22 protein-coding genes are annotated in these 22,117 nt (G+C 70.9%); 19 read left to right on the forward strand and 3 right to left on the reverse strand.

The window, feature by feature from the left end:
• Window positions 1-56: 56 nt before the first annotated feature.
• The 6 genes from ACTWQH_RS06095 to ACTWQH_RS06120 are packed head-to-tail and all read left to right on the forward strand — an operon-like array spanning window position 57 to window position 7,048.
• Entirely contained in the window at window positions 57-779 is a 723-nt protein-coding gene (locus ACTWQH_RS06095) for a CIS tube protein (RefSeq protein ID WP_443285296.1), read from the forward strand.
• Window positions 779-2,686 (forward strand): VgrG-related protein, encoded by a 1,908-nt coding sequence (locus tag ACTWQH_RS06100; protein ID WP_443285297.1) that lies wholly within the window; start codon window positions 779-781, stop codon window positions 2,684-2,686. The genes ACTWQH_RS06095 and ACTWQH_RS06100 overlap by 1 nt, the downstream gene beginning before the upstream one ends.
• A complete protein-coding gene (locus tag ACTWQH_RS06105; protein ID WP_443285298.1) occupies window positions 2,686-3,120 on the forward strand; it encodes a GPW/gp25 family protein in 435 nt (144 codons plus the stop codon). The genes ACTWQH_RS06100 and ACTWQH_RS06105 overlap by 1 nt, the downstream gene beginning before the upstream one ends.
• 12 nt (window positions 3,121-3,132) lie before the next feature.
• Window positions 3,133-5,109, forward strand: coding sequence for a putative baseplate assembly protein (locus tag ACTWQH_RS06110; RefSeq protein ID WP_443285299.1), 1,977 nt, complete (start codon window positions 3,133-3,135; stop codon window positions 5,107-5,109).
• On the forward strand, window positions 5,106-5,663 hold the full coding sequence (locus ACTWQH_RS06115) for a phage tail protein (protein WP_443285300.1): 558 nt from the start codon (window positions 5,106-5,108) through the stop codon (window positions 5,661-5,663). Before ACTWQH_RS06110 ends, ACTWQH_RS06115 begins: the two co-directional genes overlap by 4 nt.
• The gene (locus tag ACTWQH_RS06120) at window positions 5,660-7,048 is read left to right on the forward strand and encodes an NADase-type glycan-binding domain-containing protein (protein ID WP_443285301.1); all 1,389 of its coding nucleotides are present in this window, start codon (window positions 5,660-5,662) and stop codon (window positions 7,046-7,048) included. Before ACTWQH_RS06115 ends, ACTWQH_RS06120 begins: the two co-directional genes overlap by 4 nt.
• A 289-nt stretch (window positions 7,049-7,337) precedes the next feature.
• On the opposite strand, the gene gap is transcribed toward ACTWQH_RS06120, so the two are convergent.
• Window positions 7,338-8,336 carry a type I glyceraldehyde-3-phosphate dehydrogenase gene (gene gap / locus ACTWQH_RS06125; protein WP_443285302.1) on the reverse strand — a complete coding sequence of 333 codons (999 nt, stop codon included), beginning with the start codon at window positions 8,334-8,336 and terminating at the stop codon, window positions 7,338-7,340.
• Window positions 8,337-8,439: 103 nt separating this feature from the next.
• Entirely contained in the window at window positions 8,440-9,441 is a 1,002-nt protein-coding gene (locus tag ACTWQH_RS06130; RefSeq protein WP_443285303.1) for a GlxA family transcriptional regulator, read from the reverse strand.
• Window positions 9,442-9,570: 129 nt separating this feature from the next.
• Between ACTWQH_RS06130 and ACTWQH_RS06135 the strand changes: the two genes are divergently transcribed.
• Both ACTWQH_RS06135 and ACTWQH_RS06140 read left to right on the forward strand, forming a co-directional pair.
• Window positions 9,571-9,861 carry a hypothetical protein gene (locus ACTWQH_RS06135; RefSeq protein WP_443285304.1) on the forward strand — a complete coding sequence of 97 codons (291 nt, stop codon included), beginning with the start codon at window positions 9,571-9,573 and terminating at the stop codon, window positions 9,859-9,861.
• Window positions 9,862-9,894: 33 nt separating this feature from the next.
• On the forward strand, window positions 9,895-10,809 hold the full coding sequence (locus tag ACTWQH_RS06140) for a 1-aminocyclopropane-1-carboxylate deaminase/D-cysteine desulfhydrase (protein WP_443285305.1): 915 nt from the start codon (window positions 9,895-9,897) through the stop codon (window positions 10,807-10,809).
• A gap of 22 nt (window positions 10,810-10,831) precedes the next feature.
• Here ACTWQH_RS06140 and ACTWQH_RS06145 read toward each other — a convergent pair whose 3' ends face one another.
• Window positions 10,832-11,674 carry a helix-turn-helix domain-containing protein gene (locus ACTWQH_RS06145; protein WP_443285306.1) on the reverse strand — a complete coding sequence of 281 codons (843 nt, stop codon included), beginning with the start codon at window positions 11,672-11,674 and terminating at the stop codon, window positions 10,832-10,834.
• Window positions 11,675-11,817: 143 nt separating this feature from the next.
• Here ACTWQH_RS06145 and ACTWQH_RS06150 point away from each other — a divergent pair, with 143 nt between their 5' ends.
• From ACTWQH_RS06150 to ACTWQH_RS06200, 11 genes are all read left to right on the forward strand, one after another.
• The gene (locus ACTWQH_RS06150; protein ID WP_443285307.1) at window positions 11,818-13,011 is read left to right on the forward strand and encodes a Gfo/Idh/MocA family protein; all 1,194 of its coding nucleotides are present in this window, start codon (window positions 11,818-11,820) and stop codon (window positions 13,009-13,011) included.
• Between the two features lie 439 nt (window positions 13,012-13,450).
• Window positions 13,451-14,230, forward strand: a complete 780-nt coding sequence (locus ACTWQH_RS06155; RefSeq protein WP_443285308.1) for an ABC transporter ATP-binding protein — start codon at window positions 13,451-13,453, stop codon at window positions 14,228-14,230.
• Between the two features lie 2 nt (window positions 14,231-14,232).
• The gene (locus ACTWQH_RS06160; protein ID WP_443285309.1) at window positions 14,233-15,072 is read left to right on the forward strand and encodes an ABC transporter permease; all 840 of its coding nucleotides are present in this window, start codon (window positions 14,233-14,235) and stop codon (window positions 15,070-15,072) included.
• 45 nt (window positions 15,073-15,117) lie between these two features.
• The gene (locus ACTWQH_RS06165; RefSeq protein ID WP_443285310.1) at window positions 15,118-16,176 is read left to right on the forward strand and encodes an ABC transporter substrate-binding protein; all 1,059 of its coding nucleotides are present in this window, start codon (window positions 15,118-15,120) and stop codon (window positions 16,174-16,176) included.
• 55 nt (window positions 16,177-16,231) lie between these two features.
• Window positions 16,232-17,386 (forward strand): FAD-dependent oxidoreductase, encoded by a 1,155-nt coding sequence (locus ACTWQH_RS06170; protein WP_443285311.1) that lies wholly within the window; start codon window positions 16,232-16,234, stop codon window positions 17,384-17,386.
• 16 nt (window positions 17,387-17,402) lie between these two features.
• Window positions 17,403-18,002 (forward strand): amino acid synthesis family protein, encoded by a 600-nt coding sequence (locus ACTWQH_RS06175; protein ID WP_443285312.1) that lies wholly within the window; start codon window positions 17,403-17,405, stop codon window positions 18,000-18,002.
• 26 nt (window positions 18,003-18,028) lie between these two features.
• Window positions 18,029-18,760 carry a class II aldolase/adducin family protein gene (locus ACTWQH_RS06180; RefSeq protein WP_443285313.1) on the forward strand — a complete coding sequence of 244 codons (732 nt, stop codon included), beginning with the start codon at window positions 18,029-18,031 and terminating at the stop codon, window positions 18,758-18,760.
• Window positions 18,757-19,689, forward strand: a complete 933-nt coding sequence (locus tag ACTWQH_RS06185; protein WP_443285314.1) for a 3-hydroxyacyl-CoA dehydrogenase NAD-binding domain-containing protein — start codon at window positions 18,757-18,759, stop codon at window positions 19,687-19,689. Before ACTWQH_RS06180 ends, ACTWQH_RS06185 begins: the two co-directional genes overlap by 4 nt.
• An 8-nt stretch (window positions 19,690-19,697) precedes the next feature.
• Window positions 19,698-20,576 carry an alpha/beta fold hydrolase gene (locus ACTWQH_RS06190; protein WP_443285315.1) on the forward strand — a complete coding sequence of 293 codons (879 nt, stop codon included), beginning with the start codon at window positions 19,698-19,700 and terminating at the stop codon, window positions 20,574-20,576.
• 68 nt (window positions 20,577-20,644) lie between these two features.
• Window positions 20,645-21,109 carry a YbhB/YbcL family Raf kinase inhibitor-like protein gene (locus ACTWQH_RS06195; protein WP_443285316.1) on the forward strand — a complete coding sequence of 155 codons (465 nt, stop codon included), beginning with the start codon at window positions 20,645-20,647 and terminating at the stop codon, window positions 21,107-21,109.
• A gap of 70 nt (window positions 21,110-21,179) precedes the next feature.
• Window positions 21,180-21,914: an IclR family transcriptional regulator gene (locus tag ACTWQH_RS06200; protein WP_443285317.1), complete on the forward strand. Its 735-nt coding sequence runs from the start codon at window positions 21,180-21,182 to the stop codon at window positions 21,912-21,914.
• Window positions 21,915-22,117: the final 203 nt, after the last annotated feature.

Raw genomic sequence — 22,117 nt, forward strand, 5'->3', positions numbered from 1 at the left:
AGGATCAAGGAAGTTCAAGGAAGTTCAAGGAAGCTCAAGGAAACAGGACCGCAGCCATGGCCAAGGGACGCAAGGGCGCCGGCAAGAGTCTCGTCCGCGCCACGCTCGCCATTCACGAACCCCCGTCCGGCTACAGCACCACCCCGGGCGGGCTCATCAAGACGTTCAAGTTCGACTTCAACCCGGTGCAGCTGTCCCTCTCCCGCCGCGCCAACTGGAAGGTCACCCCGACCGTGGCCGTACGCGACGGCTCGCTGCCGGAGTTCATGGGTCAGGAACCGGCCGAGATGTCCCTGGAGATCTTCCTGGACTCCTCCGACAAGCCCACCCGCAACACGGTGCTCAAGAAGGTGGAGGCGCTGTTGGCCTGCTGCGAGACGACCGCCAAGAGCTCCGCCGGCAAGCAGCCGTCGCCGCCGTGGGTCGTCTTCCAGTGGGGCTCCTTCTCCACGGCGCGCTTCACCGCGTACGTCACCTCCGTCGCGGCGAACTACACCCTCTTCGGCACCAGCGGCGTGCCGATCCGCGCCACCTGCCAGCTGAGCCTGCAGGAGATCCCCAGCAAGACCAAGCGTCAGAACCCGACGTCCGGCGCGCTGACCGCGCGGCGCGTCCACCGGTTCGTCGCGGGCGACTCGCTCCAGTCGCTGGCCTGGAACGAGTACGGCGACGCCGCGGCGTGGCGGGCGATCGCCGAGGCCAACGACATCGACGACCCGGCCGCCGTGCCGACCGGCGCGGAACTGGTGCTGCCGGCCGCCGAGGAGGTGAGTGCCTGATGGGCGGGCAGGCCGGGCAGGTCACCTTCTCCAGCGTCATGGAGATCACCATCGGCGGCAACAAGCTGTCAGACGAGGTTGGCCGGCTGCTCGTCGAGGGCTCGGTCGACCAGGGCATCGGGGTGCCCGCCGCGTTCCAGCTCACCTTCCAGGACCCGAGGCGGGAGGTCTTCGACCTGCTGAAGGTCGAGTTCGGCTCCGAGGTGGTGATCGCCCCGGTGGCCGGGGGGAAGGGCGCCGCGGATCCGCTGCTGACCGGCGAGGTCACCGCCCTGGAGGCAGAATTCGACAAGGGCGCGGGCTCCTCGGCTGTCATTCGCGGCTACGACAGCGGGTTCCGCCTGATGCGGCAGCGCCGGGTGGTCGCGTACAAGAACCAGACGGCCGCCAGCATCGTCCGCAAGCTGGCCGTCCAGGACGGCGTGCCCATCGGCCAGATCGACCCGACGGGCAGCCCGTACGAGTTCATCAGCCAGTCCGGCGTCACGGACTGGGACTTCCTCGCGCGGCTCGCCGACGACTGCGAGATGGACATGTCCATCGACGCGCGCGGGAAGTTGCAGTTCGTCAAGGGCAAGAAGGCGTCGGGCGCGCCCTCGCCGACCTCGCAGAGCGACACCAACCCCGCCCTGCTCCGGGGCGGCGACGACATCCTGCGGCTGCAAGCCTCGGTCACCGCCGCCGACCAGGTCAAGAAGGTCGAGTCGCGCGGCTGGAACGTCACCACGAAGAAGGCGATCACCGCCACCAAGACCATCGCCGCCAACGACGGCATCAGCATCGGCAGTACCTCGCGCGAGGCGACCAAGAAGCTCAAGCCCGCCACGCTGGTCGAGACGCGGACCCCGTACGACAAGGACAAGGAGGTCCAGCAGGCCGCCAAGGCGTTCGCCGACGACGTCACCTCGTCCTTCGCCGAGCTGGAGATCGTCGTGCGCGGCAAGCCGAAGCTGCGGGCGGGCATCCCGGTGGCGCTCAGCAACGTGGGCAAGCCGTTCGAGGGCAAGTACACCGTCACCTCCGTCCGGCACGTCTTCGGCAACGGCGACCACTACGAGTCATGGGTGACCGTCAGCGGGCGCCAGTGGCGTTCGCTGTACGGACTCACCTCGGGCGGCGGCGGCGCGGCCGACACCGAGGCGCGGCTGCCCAGCGTGGCGAACGCGCTCGTCACCGACGTGCGGGACCCGCTCAAGCAGGGGCGGGTGAAGCTGGAGTTCCCGTGGCTGGACGACCGGTACGTCAGCGACTGGGCGCGGGTGGTGCAGTGGGGCGGCAAGCGCGGCGGCGGGATCTTCCCGATGGACGTCGGTGACGAGGTGCTGGTGGGCTTCGACCGGGGTGCCCTCGACCACCCCTTCGTCATCGGCGGGCTGTACAACGGCAGGGACGACCCGACCCCGGTCACAGAGCCGCTGTACAGCGGGATGCGGAGGCGGGCGGCCCGGCACACCCTCTCCGACCGTACGGGCAACCGGCTCGACCTGCTCAGCCCGACGAGCGGCCGCGCCGGCACGAAGGGGGTCAGACTCGCCACCGGCAACGACCAGCTGAAGATCTTCCTCGATCGCACGAACACCGAGATCACCGTGGACAGCAAGGGCACGGTCAGCATCACGGGCGGCCGGTCGGTGTCGGTGGAGGCCGGCACCGACCTCAACCTGAGCGCGCGGCGCAAGCTGACCCTCGACGGACAGTTTCTCGAGCTCCGAAGCCGCGGCTACATCAGCCTCAGATCGCTCGCGGGCCCGATCTCGATGAACGCGGCGGGCCCGTTCTCGGTGAACTCGGTGGGTGCGTTCTCGGCGAATGTGGGGGGCGTGATGTCGCTGACAGCGCCCACGATCTCGCTGAAGGGGATCACCACTGTGGTCCCGCCCAAGATCAACAACACGCCGGTGATCTGATGTCCGAACAGTTCGTCGGTTCCGGATGGTCGTTCCCGCTGCGGCTCTCGCCGACCGGCGGCGTCGCCCTGGTCAGCGGGGAGCGGGAGATCGAGGAGGCGATGCGGCTGGTCCTGGCCACCGCGCCGGGCGAGCGGCCGATGCGCCCCGAGTTCGGCTGCGCCATCCACGACCTGGTGTTCGCCCCGGTCAACGAGCAGACCGCGGGCCGCATCCAGTACGACGTGTACACGAGCCTCGACCGCTGGGAGCCGCGTATCGAGGTCCACGACGTCGAGGTCACCGCCGAGGACGACCAGAGCGTGCTGTACATCGACGTCCACTACTCGATCCGCGGCACCAACAACCCGCGCAGCCTCGTCTTCCCGTTCTACGTCATCCCGTCCCACGACGAGCCGGAAGACCTCTCCGGCACGGCTGAAGAAAGCAACTGAAAGCGACCTCCGATGGCCCTGCCCTCCCCGAACCTCGACGACCGCCGCTTCCAGCAGTTCGTCGACGACGCCAAGCGCTACATCCAGCAGCGCGCCCCGGAGTGGACCGACCACAACGTCTCCGACCCGGGTGTCACGCTCGTCGAGGCCGTCGCCCACATGGCCGACCAGATCGTCTACCGGCTCAACCGCGTGCCGGAGAAGAACCACCTGGCCTTTCTCGACCTCGTCGGCATCACCCTCTTCCCGCCCACCGCGGCCCGCACGGACGTCACGTTCTGGCTGTCGGCGCCGCAGGAGGAGCCGATAGCGGTGCCGGCCGGCACCGAGGTCGCCACCGTGCGAACGGAGAGCGAGGAGGCGGTCGTCTTCGCCACCGAGCGGGGCCTGACGGTCGTGCCCTGCGAGTTGAGGTATCTGGTCGTGCGGCACCGGGGCGAGGCGGTCACCGACCGGACCGCCGACCTCGCCGAGGGTAAGGACCTGATGTGCTTCGCCGAGTCGCCGACCCCCGGCGACTGCATGCTCATCGGGCTGACCGACGCCGTGCCGCACTGCGCGGTGGCGCTGGAGCTGGACAGCCGCGTCGACGGCGTCGGCGTGGACCCCCGGCAGCCGCCGCTGGTGTGGGAGGCGTGGACCGAGAACGGCTGGCAGGAGTGCGAGGTCGACCGGGACGGCACGGGCGGCCTCAACCGGCCGGGGGCCGTGGTCCTGCACGTCCCCGGCGGGCACGTGCCCTCCCGCAGCGGCGGTCAGCAGGCGGGGTGGCTGCGTTGCCGGGTCACCGAACCCGTGGCGGGCCAGCCGTTCTACACCACCTCGCCGACCGTGCGCGCCGCCGAGGCGTTCACGATCGGCGGCACCACGCCGGCCGTCCACGCCGAGACCGTCCACGACGAGGCGCTCGGCGAGTGCTCCGGCCTGCCGGGACAGCGCCTGCGGCTCGCCAACGCGCCCGTGGTCGGCCCCTCGGCCGGTGAACCGCCGCTGCTGCTGCAGACCGCCGAGGACGACGGGTGGGTCGACTGGGATGTCGTCCCGCACTTCGCGGCCTCGGGACCGGGCGACCGCCACGTCACCCTCGACGCGACGACCGGCGAGATCGCCTTCGGGCCCGCCGTCCGCGAACCCGACGGCACGCTGCGGCAGTACGGGATGGTCGCCCCCAAGGGCGCGGTCATCCGTGCCCTGAGCTACCGCACCGGCGGCGGGCGCGCGGGCAACGTGGCGCGCGGCGCCGTGCAGGTGCTGCGCACCTCCATCCCGTACGTCTCCGAGGTCGTCAACCGGGAGGCCGCGCGCGGCGGCGTCGACGGCGAGACGGTCAAGGAGGCCAAGGTCCGGGCGCCGATCACGCTGCGCGCCCAGGAACGCGCCGTGACCCTGCGCGACTACGAGGAGCTGACCCGGCGAGCCGCCCCCGAGACGGCGCGCATCACCTGCCTCGAGGGAGAGGAGAACGAGTACGGGGCCCATGCCGTACGGGTCCTTGTGGTGCCGCAGGCAGTGCCGGACCCGGGCGGGCGGCTGCGCTTCGAGCAACTCGTGCCGGGTGACGCCCTGCTGAGCCGCATCACCCGCCACCTCGACGAACGGCGGCTGATCGGGACGCGATTGGCGGTGGGGCCGCCGCACTACCAGGGCGTCACGGTGGTGGCGACCGTGCACGCCTTCCGTGGCGTCGACACCGACCGGGTACGCCGCGAGGCCCACGACGCGCTCTACGGCCACCTCGACCCGCTCACCGGCGGCGGGCAGGGGACGGGCTGGCCGTTCGGGCGCCCGGTGCAGGCGGGCGAGGTCTTCGCGGTGCTCCAGCGGGTGCCGGGGGTGGAACTGGTCGACGAGGTGGTCCTGCATCCGGCCGACCCGCTGACCCGCAGACGCGGCGAGGCCACGGACCGCATCAATCTCGACCCGTCGTCGCTGGTGTTCTCCTTCGACCACCGGGTGCGGGTGGTCGGAGACGGGGCGGAGGGCCGGTGAGGGGCTCCGTCGACGGCCTCGGATCCTCCGCGCCGATCGGCACGACGCTGCCGGCCGTCTTCGCCGACGACGACCTGGCGCAGCGCTTCGTCGCCGGGCTCGACGAGGTCCTGGCGCCGATCCTGAACGTCCTCGACTGCCTGGACGCGTACTTCGGACCCGCCCTGGCGCCGCTGGACTTCTCGCAGTGGCTCGGCAGCTGGGTCGGCGCCGAGATCGATGGCACGGAGCCGGAACGCCGGCTGCGCGCGGCCGTCGCCGCCGCCGCGTACCTGCACCGGATACGCGGCACCCGGCGTGGCCTGTCGGAGGCGGTGCGGCTGGCGTTCGGCGTGGAACCGGAGATCAGCGAGAGCGGCGGCGCGGCCTGGAGCGCCCGCCCGTTCGCACCCGTCCCCGGCCGGCCCCGGCCGCGCCTCCACGTCCACCTGCGGCTGCCGGTCCCGACCACCACGGACGAGCACCGCCTGGACACCCTCGTGGCGGCCGCCCGCCCTGCCCACATGCCGTACACGGTCCAGGTGACCGCCCTCGAAAGGATCCCGGAGACATGACCACCCAGAACTGTGCCGAGTGCGGCACCCGCGCGGAACCGGGCCAGTCGTTCTGCGACGCGTGCGGGGCCGTGCTCAGCTGGACGGACCAGGCGGGCGCCCGATCGGGAGCTCACGGCGGGACCGATCAGGCGTGGGCCGGTGCTCCGGGTCCCGGCAGCGCCGGCGCGTCCACGGGCAGCTCCTCCGGCGGCTCCGGCTGGGACACTTCCCCTCGCCCCGTCGGCACGAGCGTGCCCGACTCGCCGCCGGACGGCGCGGGCCCGGACAACGCGGAGCCGGAGTCGGCGTCGGCGTCCCCGCAGGGGGATGCCCGCCCTCATCCGGACGCCGCCCCCGGTGCTCCCGGTCAGGCGCCCCCGCCCCAGGCCCCTGGCGCCGCCGGCACCGTTCCGCCCGCCGCGTCCGCTGGCGACCGCGGCTCCGCCCCGCCCGAGAACGAAACGGACGCCACCGTCCAGATGCGTGCCGTCGCCCCCGGGGACGCGATGTCCGACCGGGCGCGCCGGCTCGTGGTCCCGGTCGCCGAGCCGGTGGACCCCGCCGCTCCGCCGCCCGTCAGCCCCGTCCTGCCGGGCCGCCCCGCCCCAGCACGCCCGCCCGCCCAGGACGTGGTCGAGGAGCCCGGCGTCGACGCCGGCGTGCCCTGTCCCTGGTGCGCCACCTCCAATCGCCCCGACCGGCACTACTGCGCCCGCTGCGCCATGCCCATGACCGGGGACGAGCAGGCGGCGCCGGGCCGCCGTCCCTGGTGGCGGCGGATGCTGGACCGCCGCAACCGCGAGGCGCCGTGGGCGGGCGACCGCCCCCGGCTGCGCCGCACCTTCGAGCACATCCTCAGGTGGGTGGTCGCGGCGCTGGTCCTGACGCTGCTGATCCTCATCGCCGTCCACATCCCCGATGGCGTGCGGGCGACCCGCGACCACTTCGCCAAGCGTGCCCCCGTAGACCCGGAGGACGTCCGCGCGTCCAACTCGTACCCGGACCACGCTGCCCGGCTGGCCTTCGACAAGCTCAACGACACATGGTGGGGTCCCGGGGTCACCCAGTCCGGCGAGGGCGAGTGGGTGGAGGCCCGCTTCGAACAGCCCGCCAGGCTCCTCGACCTGGTCATCACGCCCGGCGTCTCCACGCGCGCCGACGAGATCGCCGAGTCGGCCCTGCCGCACCGCATCGAGGCCCGGATCACCACGGAGGACGGCTCGGCCACGACCCGTGAGCTCACCCTCGACCAGGGCGCCGGCGGCCAGCGCCTGGACTTCCGTGCAGACGGCGTCACCAGCGTCCGCCTCACCATCGTGTCGGCCCATGGGGCGGCTCCGGACAAGCAGGTCGCCGTCGCGGAGATCGAGTTCTTCGGCCCGTCGTCCGGCAACGGCCTCTGAGGTGGGCCGGCTCCCACCCAGGAGGGCCGGGCTGGTGGCGTTGGACTGCTCGGACGGCGCATCCTGGAGGTGGCCCTGGCCGAGCTGGCGCATTTTCGCGGACGTCCCTGTAAGGCCCTGCGCGAGTGGTTGGACCGGAGGGGGCTGGTGGGCTCCTGCGTCCCCGGAGGCCGGGCGGCCCCGCTTCTGTGACCGTGCGCTCTGGTTGGCCCGACCGGCCAACCAGAGCGCTAACAGGAGGTGCTGGGCGGCGCGGTCGCCCGAGGTGGGGTACCGCCCCGGCGTCCGGTCAGCGGGTGGCGAGGAGCTCGAGCGTGTCGATCACGCGGTTCGAGAAGCCCCACTCGTTGTCGTACCAGGCGACCACCTTGACGTGGCGGCCGTCGACGCGGGTGAGGGCCGAGTCGAAGATCGACGAGGCGGGATTGCCCGTGATGTCGGACGACACGAGCGGGTCGTTCGAGTACTCGAGGATGCCGGCGAGCGGCCCTTCGGCCGCGGCGCGGTACGCCGCCAGCACGTCGTCGCGCGTCACGTCGCGGGCGACGGTCGTGTTGAGTTCGACGATCGAGCCGACCGGAACCGGCACGCGGATCGAGTCGCCCGACAGCTTGCCGTCGAGGTTCGGCAGGACGAGGCCGATCGCCTTGGCGGCGCCCGTCGTGGTCGGCACGATGTTGACAGCGGCGGCACGGGCCCGGCGGGCGTCGCGGTGCGGACCGTCCTGCAGGTTCTGCTCCTGCGTGTAGGCGTGCACCGTCGTCATGAAGCCGTGCTCGATGCCGGCGAGTTCGTCGAGCACCGCGGCCAGCGGCGCAAGGGCGTTGGTCGTGCACGAGGCGTTCGAGATGATCGTGTGCACGGCTGGGTCGTAGGCGTCGGTGTTGACCCCGAACGCCAGCGTGACGTCGGCGCCGTCCGACGGCGCGCTGACGAGCACCTTCTTCGTGCCCGCGTCGAGGTGGGCACGGGCGGCCTTGGCCGACGTGAAGCGGCCGGTCGCCTCGAGCACGATGTCGACGCCGAGTTCGGCCCACGGCAGCTGCGCCGGTTCGCGCTCGGCGAGCACCATGATGCGACGGCCGTCGACGACGAGGGCGTCCCCGTCAACGGTCACCGGGCGACCGAGCCGGCCGGCCGTCGTGTCGTAGGCGAGCAGCCGCGCGAGGGAGCCGGGCTCCGTGAGGTCGTTGACGGCGACGACCTCGAGGGCACTGTCGCGCTCGAGCAGCGCGCGCAGCACGTTGCGGCCGATGCGGCCGAATCCGTTGATGGCGATGCGAGTCATGAGTCGTGTCCCTTCGGTTCGCCCTCAATGTCGCGCGCTGCGTCCGCCCGCGACAGCGGCGTGATCGCCACGGTTCAAAAGGTTCTCGCCACGTGGCAGCGGGCTACTCGCCCCGGGTGAAGGTGCGCCGGTACTCGCTCGGCGTCGTGCCGAGGATGCGCTGGAAGTGCCGCCTCAGATTGGCGCCTGTGCCCAGACCGACGTCGGCGGCGATCTGCTCGACGGTCCGCTCCGAACGCTCGAGCAGTTCGCGGGCCAGGTCGATACGGGCACGCATGACCCACTGCATCGGCGTGTATCCCGTGTCCTCGACGAAGCGCCGCGAGAACGTGCGCGGCGACACCGCGGCATGCCGGGCGAGCGCCTCGAGGGTGAAGGGTTCGCCGAGCCGGTGAAGTGCCCACTCGCGGGTGGCGGCGAACCGCTCGCCGAGCGGCTCGGGCACGCTGCGCGGCACGTACTGCGCCTGACCACCGCTGCGGTAGGGGGCCGCGACCAGGCGTCGGGCCGCATGGTTCGACGCGGCCACTCCGAGGTCGCCGCGCAGAATGTGCAGGCACAGGTCGATGCCCGAGGCGGCGCCGGCCGACGTCAGCACGCTGCCCTCGTCGACGAACAGCACGTTCTCGTCGACCTGAACGAGCGGATGCTGCGCCGCAAGCGCCCGCGTGTAATGCCAGTGCGTCGTGGCGCGCTTGCCGTCGAGCAGGCCCGTGGCGGCGAGCGCGAAGGCACCCGTCGAGATGGCGGCGAGCCGCGCGCCCCGATCGTGAGCGGCGATCAGGGCGTCGACAACGGCCTGCGGCGGGTCGTCGCGGTCCGGGAACCGGTAGCCGGGGACGAAGACGATGCCGGCCCACGCAAGCGCGTCGAGGCCGTGGGCGACGTCGTACGACAGGCCGTCGCCGCCGGTCACGAGACCGGGGGCCGCACCGCACACCCGCACCTCGTACGGCATGCTCGCGCGAGTAGTGAAAACCTGCGCAGGAATTCCGACATCGAGCGGCTTCGCACCCTCCAGCACAAGGACGGCGACGCGATGCAGGCGGGAGGCTGGCACGGGGAAGAGGTTACGTGGGGTGTGCCGTCGATACGCCCACTGCATGGACCGGGCAGATGACACCGGCCGGGCCGGCTGCCACGTTGCAGTCCGCCGCCAGTCACAGCTTCACGGACATCGGCCACCTCGCAGGGTGGGGAACAAGAGCAGGTCTGGGGAACGAGGTGAGCGCCGGTGGGGAAGTCCAGAGAGCCCCAGCACCCCGCCTCGCCCACGTCGCCGTGGACAGGGCCGGCCCGGCCGACGCGCTGCGTCAGGCCACCGGCGTGGCTGGGGCCCGGCGAGTCCGGGATACCGGCCCCGTCCACCTGCCGGAGGGGCCGCACGGTCCACCAGGACCAGGTACTCGACGACGACGACGCCTACGACCACGGGATCATCCACTCGGACGAGGGCATGGCGGAGCTGATCCGGCTCGCGCTCCCTCGGCGGCGCGATGATGCAACGATGTACCGGGTTGCCTGACGCACGCGCCGCGATCTTCGTACACTTGTACGGGTGATACCTGCCGCACTGCTGCCGTCACCCGTGATGCCGCTGTCCGATCCGCGTCTGGATCGAGCGGGAGTGGAGGTGCGGCTGAAGCGGGACGACGTCATCCATCCGCTGGTGCCGGGGAACAAGTGGCGCAAGCTCATCCCGAACCTGCGGGTGGCCCTCGCCGAAGGGCATTCCCGGCTGCTCACCTTCGGCGGCGCCTACTCCAACCACGTCCGCGCCGTCGCCGCGGCGGCGGCCGCCTGCGGGCTGTCCAGCGTGGGCGTCATCCGCGGCGACGAACTGGCCCGTGCGCCGCGCAACTGGTCCCTGAGGCAGGCCGAGGACCACGGCATGGCACTGACCTTCGTGGACCGGGCCTCCTACCGCCGCATTCTGGGCAGCCTGGACGATCAGGTCACCCGCCGGCGCCTCGCGGCCGAGTGGGGCCGCTGCTACGTGCTCCCCGAAGGCGGGTCCAACGTGCTGGCGGCCCGGGGCGCGGCCGAGGTCGCCGCGGAGCTGCACGATCTGGGGCCCCGCGACGTGGTGTGCTGCGCCGTCGGCACGGGCGGCACCCTCGCCGGGATTGCCGCGGGTCTGCCCCCGGGGGCCCGGGCCCTGGGCATAGCCGTGCTGCGGGGCGCGACCTATCTGGACGGCGAGGTGGCGCGCCTCCACTCGCGGGGATGGGCTCGCCGTTTCGAGAACTGGCACATCGACCACGCCCACCACGGCGGCGGCTACGGCCGCGTCCCGGCGGACCTCGAGGCGTTCGCGGCGGACTTCGAGGACAGGCACGGCCTCCGCACAGAGCGCCGCTACGTGGCGAAGCTGCTGCACGCCGTCTACGACCTGGCCGGCACCGAGACGCTGCCGGCGGGCACCCGCATCACCGCCGTCATTACCGGCCCTCCGGAGCCTGAGTCGCTCTGACGGCTCTGACGGCTCTGACGGCTCAGCGCAGCCCACTGTGCAGATGTTCTCGCCGGAACCTGGCCGGTGGTACGCCGCACGCGGAGGTGAACGCGGTGTAGAAGCGGCTGACCGAGCCGAAGCCGGACACCGATGCCACGTGGGCGATCGGCAGGTCCGTGGTGACCAGCAGGCGGCGGGCCTCGGCCAGGCGGCACCGCGTGAGGTAGTCGCCGACCGTGGTGTGTACGACCTTGCGGAACTGGGCCATCGCGTAGCTGGGGTGCAACTGTGCCGCCGCGGCGATGTCGGCGACGGTGACAGGCTCGCGGAAGTGTTCGGCGATGTGCTGCACCATGGCGATGACCTGGCGCAGCGCGGGGGCGCCTCCGGTGTAGTGGCGCACCGGTTCGCCAAGCGTGGCCAGGGCGAGCCGGCGTACCCGGGCCTCGACTTCGAGCATGGCGATCCGGTGGCGTTCGGGCTGGCCGCTGGCCAGATCGCCGGCCCACTGGGCGAAGTTCGCCGGATCGGCCGCCGCAGCGGCCGATGGCGCGGAGACCAGTGGTGTGCCGGACAAGAGGCGGCTGACGAGAGGGTCGGGCAGCCCCCAGCGCAGGAATTCGGCGAAGGGCACGTAGATCCAGTGGACGCGCGTCGCTGTGTTCGCGACGAGTTGGTGAGGCACGGCGGCCCAGAACGCGGCCACGCTTCCCGGGCCGACCTCGACCGGCACCCCGCCGAACAGGTAGAGCATCGTGCCGCCCTCGGCCACGAGGTTGATCTCCAGGTCGTCGTGCTGATGGGCGGCGTCCATGAGCACGGGCTCGCCGGCCCAGCCGGTGAGGCGTGACGGTTCGATCGACGACGGGATCTGAGGATCCAAGAAATCCTCGCTCTCATCGATGAAGACTTCGCGGTTCCTAGGCTCCTATCGTCGCATGTGGTGTCGCACCGGCTGCCGTCGGCCGCCGGTTCTGTGTGCGGTGCGATGACGCGGGCGGGCAGTCCGCGGTGAGGAGTCTTGAAGTGTTCTCTCTGGGCATCGTCGGGTGCGGGCAGTTCGCCGGATCGTTCGCCAAGCTGTGGCGACTGCACCCTGGCGTGGGTGACATTCTGGCCACCGACCTGCTGCCGGAGCGGGCCGCGCGGCTCGCCGCCGACCACGATCTCGCCGGGACCCTCCCGTCGTACGAGGCCATGCTGGACTCGGCCGTTGACGCGGTCGCGATCTTCACCCAGCGCTGGACGCACGGCCCGCTCGTCGTCCAGGCGCTGCGCGCGGGCAAGCACGTCTACTCGGCGGTGCCGATGGCCATCACCGAGGAGGAGATAGCGGCCATCGTCGAGGCGGTGAAGGAGACGGGGCTGACGTACATGATGGGCGAGACCAGCCACTACAACCCGGCAGTCGTCTACGCCCGCCAGCGGGCCGCCGAGGGCGCCTTCGGCCGGCTCTTCTATGCCGAGGGCGACTACGTCCACGACATGGACCTCGGCTTCTACGAGGCCTACCGGTACAGCGGCGGCGAGAACTGGAAGGCCACGGCCAGTTACCCGCCGCTGCTGTATCCGACCCACTCCCTCGGCGGAATACTGGGCGCCTGGCAGACCCACGCCACGAGCGTGAGCGCGATCGGGGTCGTCGACGACCGCGGGGACGGGGTCTTCGACCGGGCGATCAGCCAGTTCGGCAACGACTTCTCCAACGCCACCGCGCTGTTCGAGGCGGCCGACGGCGGCTCCTTCCGCACCAACGAGTTCCGCAGGGTCGGATATCCCTCCTGGATACGGGAATCGCGATTCCGGTTCTTCGGAACCGAGCGGAGCCTGGAGCAGCTCGCGACGGTCAGCGTCTGGCAGGACAAGGAGCGCGTGGAGGACATCACCGAGCATCTGCGCCCCACGGCCACTCTCTCCCCGGACGACCCCTCGCTGGCCCACATCGACCCGGCCCTGCGGGACGCCTTCGCGTCCGGAACGGCGCCGGTCCACGACCGCTCCCGGCTGCCGCGCGAGTTCGCCCATGCCCCCAACGGTCACGAGGGCAGTCACCACTTCCTGGCCGACGACTTCGTGAGGGCCGTCACCACCGGCTCCCTCCCTCCGGTCAATGCCTGGGTCGCCGCCCGCTACACCCTGCCCGGGGTTGTCGCCCACCAGTCCGCCCTCCAGGGTGGCGCCCGGCTGGAGATCCCCGACTTCGGAGAGGCCCCCGCCTGACCGGACGCGGAACCCCGGCCCGGATGGAGTGTGGGCGTGCTGGTGAGCCCGGCAGCTGTGAGGCTGCCGGGCCTACTGACGCGTGGGGTCAGGCTGCGTTGTCCATCGGGTTGAGGGTGACCGCCTAGCCGAGGTGGTTGAGGGGTGCGCGAGCCGGCCGCCGGTCGGGTTCGACGCACAACGCCACAACGCCACCACACCAACCCGCCTGCCCCATAGGGGAATTCGCGAAGCTTGAGGCCGGCCGCGCGCGAGATGCGGAAAGCGATTCGAACTGGTGAACCATTTCCGGAGTGAAACGCCGCGGGAAAAGCTGGCGCACGAGGGTTGACGGGGTTCGCGAGGTGCGCCTAGCTTGCCTGATAAGCAGTTATCAGAAGATAATAAGCCGATCTTCCAGCCGTCCGGTGCTACCCCGTGCGGGGGAGAGGAGTTTGGCATGGAATCCATGGGGATTTCGGCGCAGAGTATCGCGATGCGGTTCACGCACCGGGGCCAGGAGCAGACCGTTCTGGAGAACCTCAACATCAAGATCGACCCCGGCAGCTTCGTCACCCTGCTCGGCCCTTCCGGCTGCGGGAAGAGCACCCTCCTCAAGATACTTGGCGGGATTCTCTCCCCCACCTCGGGAGAGGCGTTCATCGGCAACCGTCCAGCCGCCGAAGCCGTAAAGGAGCGGCGGATCGGTCTCGTTCCCCAGAAGCCATCCCTACTGCCCTGGAAAACCGCCCTTCAGAACGCCGCGATGCTCCGGCAGATCGCCGCCGGCGAGCGCGCCTCTCAGGCGGCGAGCGCCGCCGAGCGAGCGCTTGAGATGGTCGGACTCCTCGCCGCCCGCGACAAACTCCCGCACGAGCTGTCCGGTGGCATGGCCCAGCGGGTGTCCATCGCCCGCGCCCTTGCCATGGACCCCGCCATTCTGCTCATGGATGAGCCCTTCGGCGCCCTGGACGCCATCACCCGCGACGTGATGAACGAAAAGCTCGCCGAGATCTGGGCGGCGACCGGAAAGACCGTCGTCTTCGTCACGCACTCGATTCCCGAAGCGGTCTTCCTCTCCGACACCGTGCATGTGATGGGCGCCAACCCCGGCCGTGTCATCGACACGCTGGAGGTCGCCCTGCCCCGGCCCCGCAACCGGGAGGTCTTCGCCGACCAGCGGTTCGGCGTCTACACCTCCCGGCTGCGCGAACAACTCGAACCGAAAGCGACGGTCTGACGATGACGCTCGCAGAGGAGACCGCACGGAGGAAGACGACCCCCACCATCGGCGGCCGGCGCCGTGGCGCGGTCCGTTCCTGGTGGCACCGGTCCTGGCCCAGCATGGCCGTCATCGTCGGTGCCTGCGTGGTGTGGGAGCTGTGGGTCGAGGTCTTCGACGTTTCCGAGTTCACGCTCGCCAAGCCCAGCGAGATCCTGGCCGAGACGGAACGCTCCAAGGACATGCTGCTCGACGCGGCCTGGGTGACCACCGAGGAGATCCTGTACGGCTTTCTGCTCAGTCTCGCCGTGGGAGCCCTGCTTGCGGTGCTCATCGTCCGCTTCTCCTGGCTCGACCGCGCCCTCTATCCGCTCATCGTGCTTTTCCAGGTGGTGCCCAAGGTGGCACTCGCGCCCATCTTCATCCTCTGGTTCGGCTACGAGCTCGCGCCCAAACTGCTCCTCATCGTGGTGATCGCTTTCTTCCCGATCACCCTCAACATGATCGTCGGCCTCCGGGCCGTCGACCAGGACCTGCTGATGCTCATGCGGTCTGTGGGCTCCAGCCGGAACCAGATTCTCCTCAAGGTGCAGATTCCCACCTCCCTTCCCTACCTTTTCGCCGGAATGCGCATCGCCATCACCCTGGCGGTCATCGGTGCCGTGGTCGCGGAGTTCGCCGGCGCGTCGGACGGGCTGGGCTATCTCATCCAGTTCGCCTCCACCCAGCTCGACACGCCGCTCATGTTCGCGGCGTTGACCGGCGTCTCCCTGCTCGGACTGATCCTCTACTACGGCCTCTCCCTCTTCGAATTCGTCCTGGGGAAGCGGTTCCCGCACATCACGGCCGCCGACAAGTGACATCCCGCTACCGCCAACCGCCACCCTTGCCAGCAAGGAGTTCCCATGCGCCTCCCCGCGAGAAAACCCACCGCCCTGTTCGCTGGTGCGGTCTCCGTGGCACTGCTGCTCACCGCCTGCGGCTCGGACGACGATAACGGCGGAGGTGACGCCGGCGGTCTCGACACCGTCACCGTGCAACTCGACTACCAGCTCCGCGGAAACCACGGCATGTTCTACGTCGCCGACGAGCTCGGCTATTTCGAGGACGAAGGCATCGACGTCGAGGACATCAGAACCGGCACCGGCTCTCCGGACGCCCTGCGGCTCGTCGGTGACGGCGGCGCGGACTTCGGCTTCGCCGACCTGCCGTCGCTCGTCACCGCCCGCTCCCAGAACGTGCCCGTGAAGGCGCTGGTGGCGGTCAACCAGTCCTCCCCGCTCGCCATGTGCTCGGTCAGGGACAAGGTGCGGCTCCAGGACATCGACGACCTGCGTGGCCTGACCGCCGGAATCCACTCGGCCGGCTCGACCTTCATCTTCTACGAGACGCTGCTGGCCGCCAACGGAATCGAACGGGATGAACTGGAGGAGGCCAGCGTCACCCCGCCGTACGAGAACTACCTGATTCAGGGCCGGGTCGACACCGTCCCCTGCTACATCGACGCCGAGGTGCCCACGCTGGAGGACGCCGCGGGCGGCGAGGGCTCGCTCGACGTGCTGCTCGGCTCCGACCACGGCTACGAGGTCTACGGCTCCGGCCTGTTCACCACCGACGACCTGATCGCGAACGACCCGGACCTCGTGCAGCGCTTCACCGACGCCTACCTGCGGGCGTTCCAGTACGTCATCGACCACCCGGCCGAGACGGCCACGCTGCTGAGCGAGACCTCCCCCGAACTGGCCGACAGCGCCGACCTCTTCGAGCGTCAGCTCCAGGCCGACATCGACCACACCTTCACCAGCGACCTCACCGAGGAGCAGGGCATCGGCGCCATGGACGAGGCCATGTGGCAGTCGACCATCGACACCCTCGCCGAGCAGGGTGCCCTGCGCGGCGGCCCCCCCGCCGCCTCGGACGTGTACGACGCGACCTTCCTCGAGAACCACAAGGACGGCTCCTGATCCCCGGTCCGGTCCGTCCGTCCCATCGGGCGGCGGACTCATGGAAAGCGACGCAATGACCACCACGGTTGAGAAGAACGGACGCCACGCGGAGATCGCCGGTGCCGGCTTCGCGGGCCTGACCGCGGCCACCGCGCTCGCCCAGCGCGGCTGGACGGTACGGGTCCACGAGAAGGGCGCGCACCTGCGCGAGCAGGGCGCCGGCATCGTCCTGTGGCACAACAGCCTCAAGGTCCTCAAGGCCATCGACGCCTACGACGGGGTGATGGCCGATTCGATGACCCCGCCCTGGTACGAGACGCGACGCCAGCACCTCAGCGTCTCGCACGAGGACTTCGGCGGCATGCCCTGGCGCACCATGACCCGCCCGCACCTGCACAAGGTGCTGCTGGAGACGGCGCTGCGGGCGGGAGTGGAGATCCGCACGGGCTCCGAGGTCGTCGCCGCCGACCCCCGGGGCGGCCTCACCCTCGCCTCCGGCGAAGTCCTCACCGCCGACCTGGTGGTGGGCGCCGACGGCGTACGCTCCCCGGTCCGGGACTCCGCCGGCTTCGAGCAGGAGCGCTGGAAGTCCCAGGACGGCATCTTCCGCTTTCTCGTGCCGCGCTCCAAGGAGGAACTGGGAGGCGAGGACGAGTGGGACAACGTCATCGACTTCTGGAACCTGGAGCCCCGCTACCTGCGGGTGCTGTACGTGCCCTGCAACGAGCGCGAGCTGTACATCGCGCTCGGCGCCCCGCGCGCCGACGAGCAGGCCACGCGCACCCCCATCGACCTCGGCCTGTGGACGGGCACGTTCCCGGACCTCGCCCCGGTGCTGCGCCACGCGCACGCCGCGTCCGATCCGCGGTACTACGGCTACCAGACGACCTTCCTCCCGGAGTGGACCCGCGGCGTCGTCGCCCTGGTGGGCGACGCCGCACACGCCATGTGCCCGGCGCTCGCCCAGGGCGCCGGCTGCGCGATGGCCAACGCCTACACCCTCGCCGTCGCCGCCACCGAGGCCGAGCGGAGCGGGATCGCGGAGGCGCTGCACGCGTGGGAGCGCTGGGAGCGGCCGATCACCGACCGCTGCCAGAAGCGCTCCGCCGACTTCGCCACCACCCGCGGCATGGCACAGGGCAACCAGTTCACCCTCGAAGCCCTCGAAACCGCCCTGTACGACCCGACCAACCCCAACCGCCACGCCCTGGCGCTCGCCCGGGACTGAGAAGGAGCTGAGCAGCATGTCAGCCGAGCAGTCGGTGCTCGAACACTACCGGGTCCGCCGCTGGGTGGGGCTGGTGGAGGAGATCTGGCACGAGAACGGGCCGGAGGCTTCGGTGCCGCTGGTGAAGGCCGTGAGCGGCGTCGTGATCAAGAACCCCTTCGCCGGCCACTGGGCCCAGGACCTGTCCGGCCTCACCGCGCCCAGCGCCGCCCTGGGCACGGCGCTCGGACTCCGGGCCGTCGCGCTGCTGGGCGGGCGCGAGGTGCAGAGCTACGGAAAGGGCGGGATCGCCGGGCTTGCCGGCGAGCAGGAGCACGTGGTCGCCTGCGTCACCACGGTCTTCGGCAACGCCCTGCGCGACGCGGTGGGCGGCGGTGCCGCCTGGATCAGCTCCGCGACCAAGTCCGCCGCGGCCGGCGCCAGCCTGGACCTCCCGCTCGCGTACAAGGACGAGCTGTACGTGCGCTCGCACTACGACGCGGTCACCGTCTCCGTCCCCGACGCGCCCCGCCCCGACGAGCTGCTCATCTGCGCCGCCGTGGCCACCGGCGGCCGGGTGCACCACCGCGTCGGCGGCCTGAGCGTGGCAGAGGCCCGCGCCTCGGCACGCGCCTGACCCCGACCCGAAGAGAAAGGCTTCCCATGTCCGGCCTGTACGAGCAGGACGACTCGATCGCCAACGTGCTGGACCGCGTTGCCCGCGCCCACCGCATCCTGGAGATGGAGGGGCAGGGCGACATGTCGATGGGCCACCTCTCCTACCGCGACCCGCACGGCCGCGGACTGTGGCTCAAACGCGGCAACCTCGGCCTGGAAGAGGTGCGGGGCGGCGACTTCATCCTCATCGACTTCGACGGCACCGTCCTTGAGGGCCAGGGCCTGCGCCACCTCGAATGGCCGCTGCACGCCGAGATCATGCGCGCCCGCCCGGACGTGAACGTCGTCGGCCACTCCCACCCCTTCCACGCCACCGTCTTCGGCGCCGGCAACGCCGAGCTCACGCCCGTGCACAACCACGGCGTGTGGTTCGCCGAGCACGGCGTCCCTCGCTTCGACTCCACCAGCCACATCATCACCACCCCCGAACTGGGCCGGGACGTCGCGCGCGTACTCGGCGCCGCCGAAGCGGTCCTCCTGGCCCACCACGGCGTCTCCTTCGTCGGACGGACCGTCAAGGACGCCACCCTGGCCGGGATCTTCCTGGAGTGGTCGGCGAAGTTCCAGCTCGCGCTCGCCGGCTCGGGCCTGCCGTACGACGTGCCGGACCGGGAGGAGAGCGTCGAGAAGAACCGGCGCATCCACCCCGACCGGGCCCGCGACAACTACTGGATGTACTTCAACCGCAAGCTCGACCGCAAGGAGTCATCAGCATGAGCATCCCGCAGACCAGCGCGGTCATCGGCGCCGGAAGCATGGGCCCCGGCATCGCCGCCCTGCTCGCCCGCTACGGGTCACAGGTCCGGCTCAACGACGTCAGCCAGGAGGCGCTGACCCGCGCCGAAGCCACCTGCGCCGCCGTCGTCACCCACCTCGACGAGCTGGACGTGCCGGTGACCCCCGGCGGCTCGGTCGTCCTCGAGGCCGACCTCGCCAAGTCCCTGGAGGGAGCCGACTTCGTCATCGAGGCGATCCCGGAGAAGCTGAGCCTCAAGAAGACCGTCCTGGCGCAGATCGAGGCGGCGGTACGCGACGACGTGATCATCGCCACCAACACCTCCGGCATCCCCATCTCGGACATGGCGGTGGCCCTCGCACACCCCGGCCGCTTCATCGGGATGCACTGGTCCAACCCGCCGCACCTGATCCCCATGATCGAGGTGGTCAAGGGCCGCGACACCTCCCCCGACATCGAGGAACGCCTCGTCACCATCGTCGAGTCCTTCGGGTTCGAGGCGGTGCGCGAGCAGGAGGTGCCCGGCTTCATCGAGAACCGGGTGCTGTACGCCGTGCTGCGCGAGTGCCTGTCCCTGGCCGAACAGGGCGTCGCCTCCCAGAAGGACCTGGACACGTGCGTGAAGTGGGGCATCGGCTACAAGCTCGCGGTCATCGGCCCGATGCGCCTGCTCGACATGGCGGGTCTCGACATCTACGAGGCCGTCGGCAGCTACCTCAACCGCGAACTGTCCACCGAGACGGGCATCTCCTCCCTGGTCACCGACCTCACCTCGCAGGGCAAGCTCGGCATGAAGACCGGCGACGGCCTCTACCCCTACGGAGAGGGCGACGTCGCCGCGAAGCGCGCCCAGATCGTGCGCGGCCTGGTGAAGGTGCGCAAGGCGCTGTCCGCGATCGACCCGGTCTGAACGCCGCGATGAGCCGCGACCCCTCCATCCCCCACATCCCGCCCATCACCGGCGTGGAGTTCGTGCACGCCGGTGGGACGGGGCTGTGTGTCCGCGACCGGGGGCCGGCCGGCGCCCGGCCCGCGGTGGTGCTGCTGCACGGCACCACCGCCACGCTCGGCGTATGGGACGAGGTGGTCTCCCGGCTGGGCCCCGGCGTACGGACCCTCGCCGTGGACCAGCGCGGCCACGGCCGCAGCGACCGGCCGCCCGGGGCGGGCTACGGCGCCGAGGAGTACGCCGCCGACATCGCCGCGCTGCTGCGGGAGCGCGGCGCCGGCCCGGCCGTGGTGGCCGGCCACTCGCTCGGCGCCCGCAACGCGGTGGCGCTCGGAGCCCGGCACCCCGACCTGGTGGCCGGTGTGGTGGCGGTGGACTACACGCCGTTCACCGAACCCGAGGTGCTGGACGCGCTGCACGACCGGGTCCGCGCCGGGAACCGCGCCTTCTCCTCCCCGCGGGAAGTGGAGTGCTACCTGCGTGAGCGGTATCCGCTGCTGCCCGCCGCGGCCGTCCGGCGCCGCCTGCGCTACGGCTACCGGCCGGCGGAGGACGGGTGGCGACCGCTGGCGGAGCCGCGCGCCATGCTGCTGACCGTCGAGGGCCTGCGCCGCGACTTCGACGCCGAGACCCGCGACATCGGGGTGCCGGTCACGCTGATCCGCGGGGAGCACAGCCGGATCGTGTCGCCCCGCGCCTTCGAAGCCACCCGGGAGCTGCGGCCGGACGTTCGTGCCGTGCGGCTGCCCCACCTGGACCACTACGTGCCGGAGGAAGACCCGGTGGCCGTGGCCCGGGAGATCCACCGCATGCTCGACCGGGTGGCGGTGCGGGGCCACCCGTCCTGAGCGACTGTTCCGAAAACCGCCGAACCCCTCCGAGCCTCCGGACCCGGAATACCTGAGAGGAAACCTCCATGCCCCTGAACATCAAGGATCTGTCCGTCCGCGCCCGCGCGTTCGGTCCGGGCGAACGCATCCCGGACCTGCACGCCGCGGACCACGGCAATGCCGCGCCGGAGATCGATATCAGCGGTGTTCCGGAGGGAACGGTCGAACTGGCTCTCATCGTCCACGATCCCGACGCGCCGCTGCCGCACGGCTTCACCCACTGGGTGGTCTACGGCATCGAGCCCGCCGCGACCGCCGCGAGCGTGTCGCCCATGGCCGCCGGCTCCTTCCGCGAGGGCCCCAACTCCCTTGGCGAGAAGGCGTGGACGGGTCCCCAGCCGCCCTCGGGCCACGGAACGCACCACTACTATCTCTGGGCATACGCCCTCGACACCGCCGTCTCGGGCGAGCCGACGCGGGAGGACTTCCTCGCCGCATACGGCGAGCACATCATCGAGCAGAACCGGCTCGTCGGCACGTACTCCGCCTGATGCGCCGCCGGTCACCATTCGCGAGGAAGGGCAGTACAAGGTGAGCGAAGGGCGGGAACGGACTCCCGGAGTGGACAGCGCCCGGCGGGTGCTGAAGGTCCTCCTCCTCTTCACCGGAAAAAGCGCGGAACTGAGCGTCGAGGAGATCGCCCGTTCCGTCGGCATCTCGACGCCGTCCGCCTACCGTTTCCTCTCCCTGTTGCGGGAGATGGACATGGTCGAGGAGAGCGGCCGGGGCGGCTATGTGCTCTCGCCTCGCATGCTCCTGCTGGCACGCAGCGCCGAGCAGACGTTCCCGGTGTCAACGCTGGTGCGCCCGCTGGTGGAGCGGCTCTCGCGATCCACGGGAGAGGCCGCGCTGGTGATCCGGCGGGTCGGTGACTTCGCGACCTGCGCGGAGATGAGCCAGCCGGAGCACACGGTCCGGCTCTCCTTCGAGCCGGGGCACATCATGAGCCTGCACCGAGGCGCCGGGCCGAAGGTGCTGCTCGCGGCGATGGGGGAGGTGTGGGCGCGGGGCTATTTCGGCCGGCTGCGCCCGCCTCCGCCGGAGGCGGAGCGCGAGACGGTGCTGTCCGAGCTGCCGGGCATCACGGACCACGGCTGGGCCAGGAGCGAGAGCGAGGTGGACGAGGGAGTGTGGGCGGTGGCCGCGCCGATCGTGGTCGCGGGCAAGGTGCTGGCCGCGGTCAGCGTGGCCGGCCCTCAGTTCCGGATCGACGAGAAGCGCGGCGAGGACATCATGCGTCAGGTGGTCGCGGGCGCCGCCGAACTCTCCGACTCCCTCAGCACCTGGCGCCTCTGAGGGCCACCGCTCAGGCCGACTGCCCCTGCCTGCCGGTCGTAGGTCTGATGAATCTCCAGTTCAGATCGGTGCGCATATGGAACCTCTGGACATGAGTGGGTGGTGGGACTATACATTCATCTCATGACACGGGCGCTGACTCGTTCGAGTGTCACGTGACGAGGGCGGCTCCTGGAGACAGGGCTCCGCCACTCGGCGGAGCT

The sequence above is a fragment of the Streptomyces sp. 6N223 genome (assembly GCF_052246635.1).
In the GTDB taxonomy this organism is placed as follows: Bacteria; Actinomycetota; Actinomycetes; order Streptomycetales; family Streptomycetaceae; genus Streptomyces.

Bases quoted from the DNA above. Each gene is read 5' to 3' on its own strand.
- ACTWQH_RS06100 (WP_443285297.1), top strand. From the start codon at position 779: ATGGGCGGGCAGGCCGGGCAGGTCACCTTCTCCAGCGTCATGGAGATC.
- gap (WP_443285302.1), bottom strand. From the start codon at position 8,336: ATGACTCGCATCGCCATCAACGGATTCGGCCGCATCGGCCGCAACGTG.
- ACTWQH_RS06175 (WP_443285312.1), top strand. From the start codon at position 17,403: ATGTCAGCCGAGCAGTCGGTGCTCGAACACTACCGGGTCCGCCGCTGG.
- ACTWQH_RS06185 (WP_443285314.1), top strand. From the start codon at position 18,757: ATGAGCATCCCGCAGACCAGCGCGGTCATCGGCGCCGGAAGCATGGGC.
- ACTWQH_RS06095 (WP_443285296.1), top strand. From the start codon at position 57: ATGGCCAAGGGACGCAAGGGCGCCGGCAAGAGTCTCGTCCGCGCCACG.
- ACTWQH_RS06190 (WP_443285315.1), top strand. From the start codon at position 19,698: ATGAGCCGCGACCCCTCCATCCCCCACATCCCGCCCATCACCGGCGTG.
- ACTWQH_RS06130 (WP_443285303.1), bottom strand. From the start codon at position 9,441: ATGCAGTGGGCGTATCGACGGCACACCCCACGTAACCTCTTCCCCGTG.
- ACTWQH_RS06155 (WP_443285308.1), top strand. From the start codon at position 13,451: ATGGAATCCATGGGGATTTCGGCGCAGAGTATCGCGATGCGGTTCACG.
- ACTWQH_RS06120 (WP_443285301.1), top strand. From the start codon at position 5,660: ATGACCACCCAGAACTGTGCCGAGTGCGGCACCCGCGCGGAACCGGGC.
- ACTWQH_RS06170 (WP_443285311.1), top strand. From the start codon at position 16,232: ATGACCACCACGGTTGAGAAGAACGGACGCCACGCGGAGATCGCCGGT.
- ACTWQH_RS06160 (WP_443285309.1), top strand. From the start codon at position 14,233: ATGACGCTCGCAGAGGAGACCGCACGGAGGAAGACGACCCCCACCATC.
- ACTWQH_RS06110 (WP_443285299.1), top strand. From the start codon at position 3,133: ATGGCCCTGCCCTCCCCGAACCTCGACGACCGCCGCTTCCAGCAGTTC.
- ACTWQH_RS06180 (WP_443285313.1), top strand. From the start codon at position 18,029: ATGTCCGGCCTGTACGAGCAGGACGACTCGATCGCCAACGTGCTGGAC.
- ACTWQH_RS06195 (WP_443285316.1), top strand. From the start codon at position 20,645: ATGCCCCTGAACATCAAGGATCTGTCCGTCCGCGCCCGCGCGTTCGGT.
- ACTWQH_RS06105 (WP_443285298.1), top strand. From the start codon at position 2,686: ATGTCCGAACAGTTCGTCGGTTCCGGATGGTCGTTCCCGCTGCGGCTC.
- ACTWQH_RS06165 (WP_443285310.1), top strand. From the start codon at position 15,118: ATGCGCCTCCCCGCGAGAAAACCCACCGCCCTGTTCGCTGGTGCGGTC.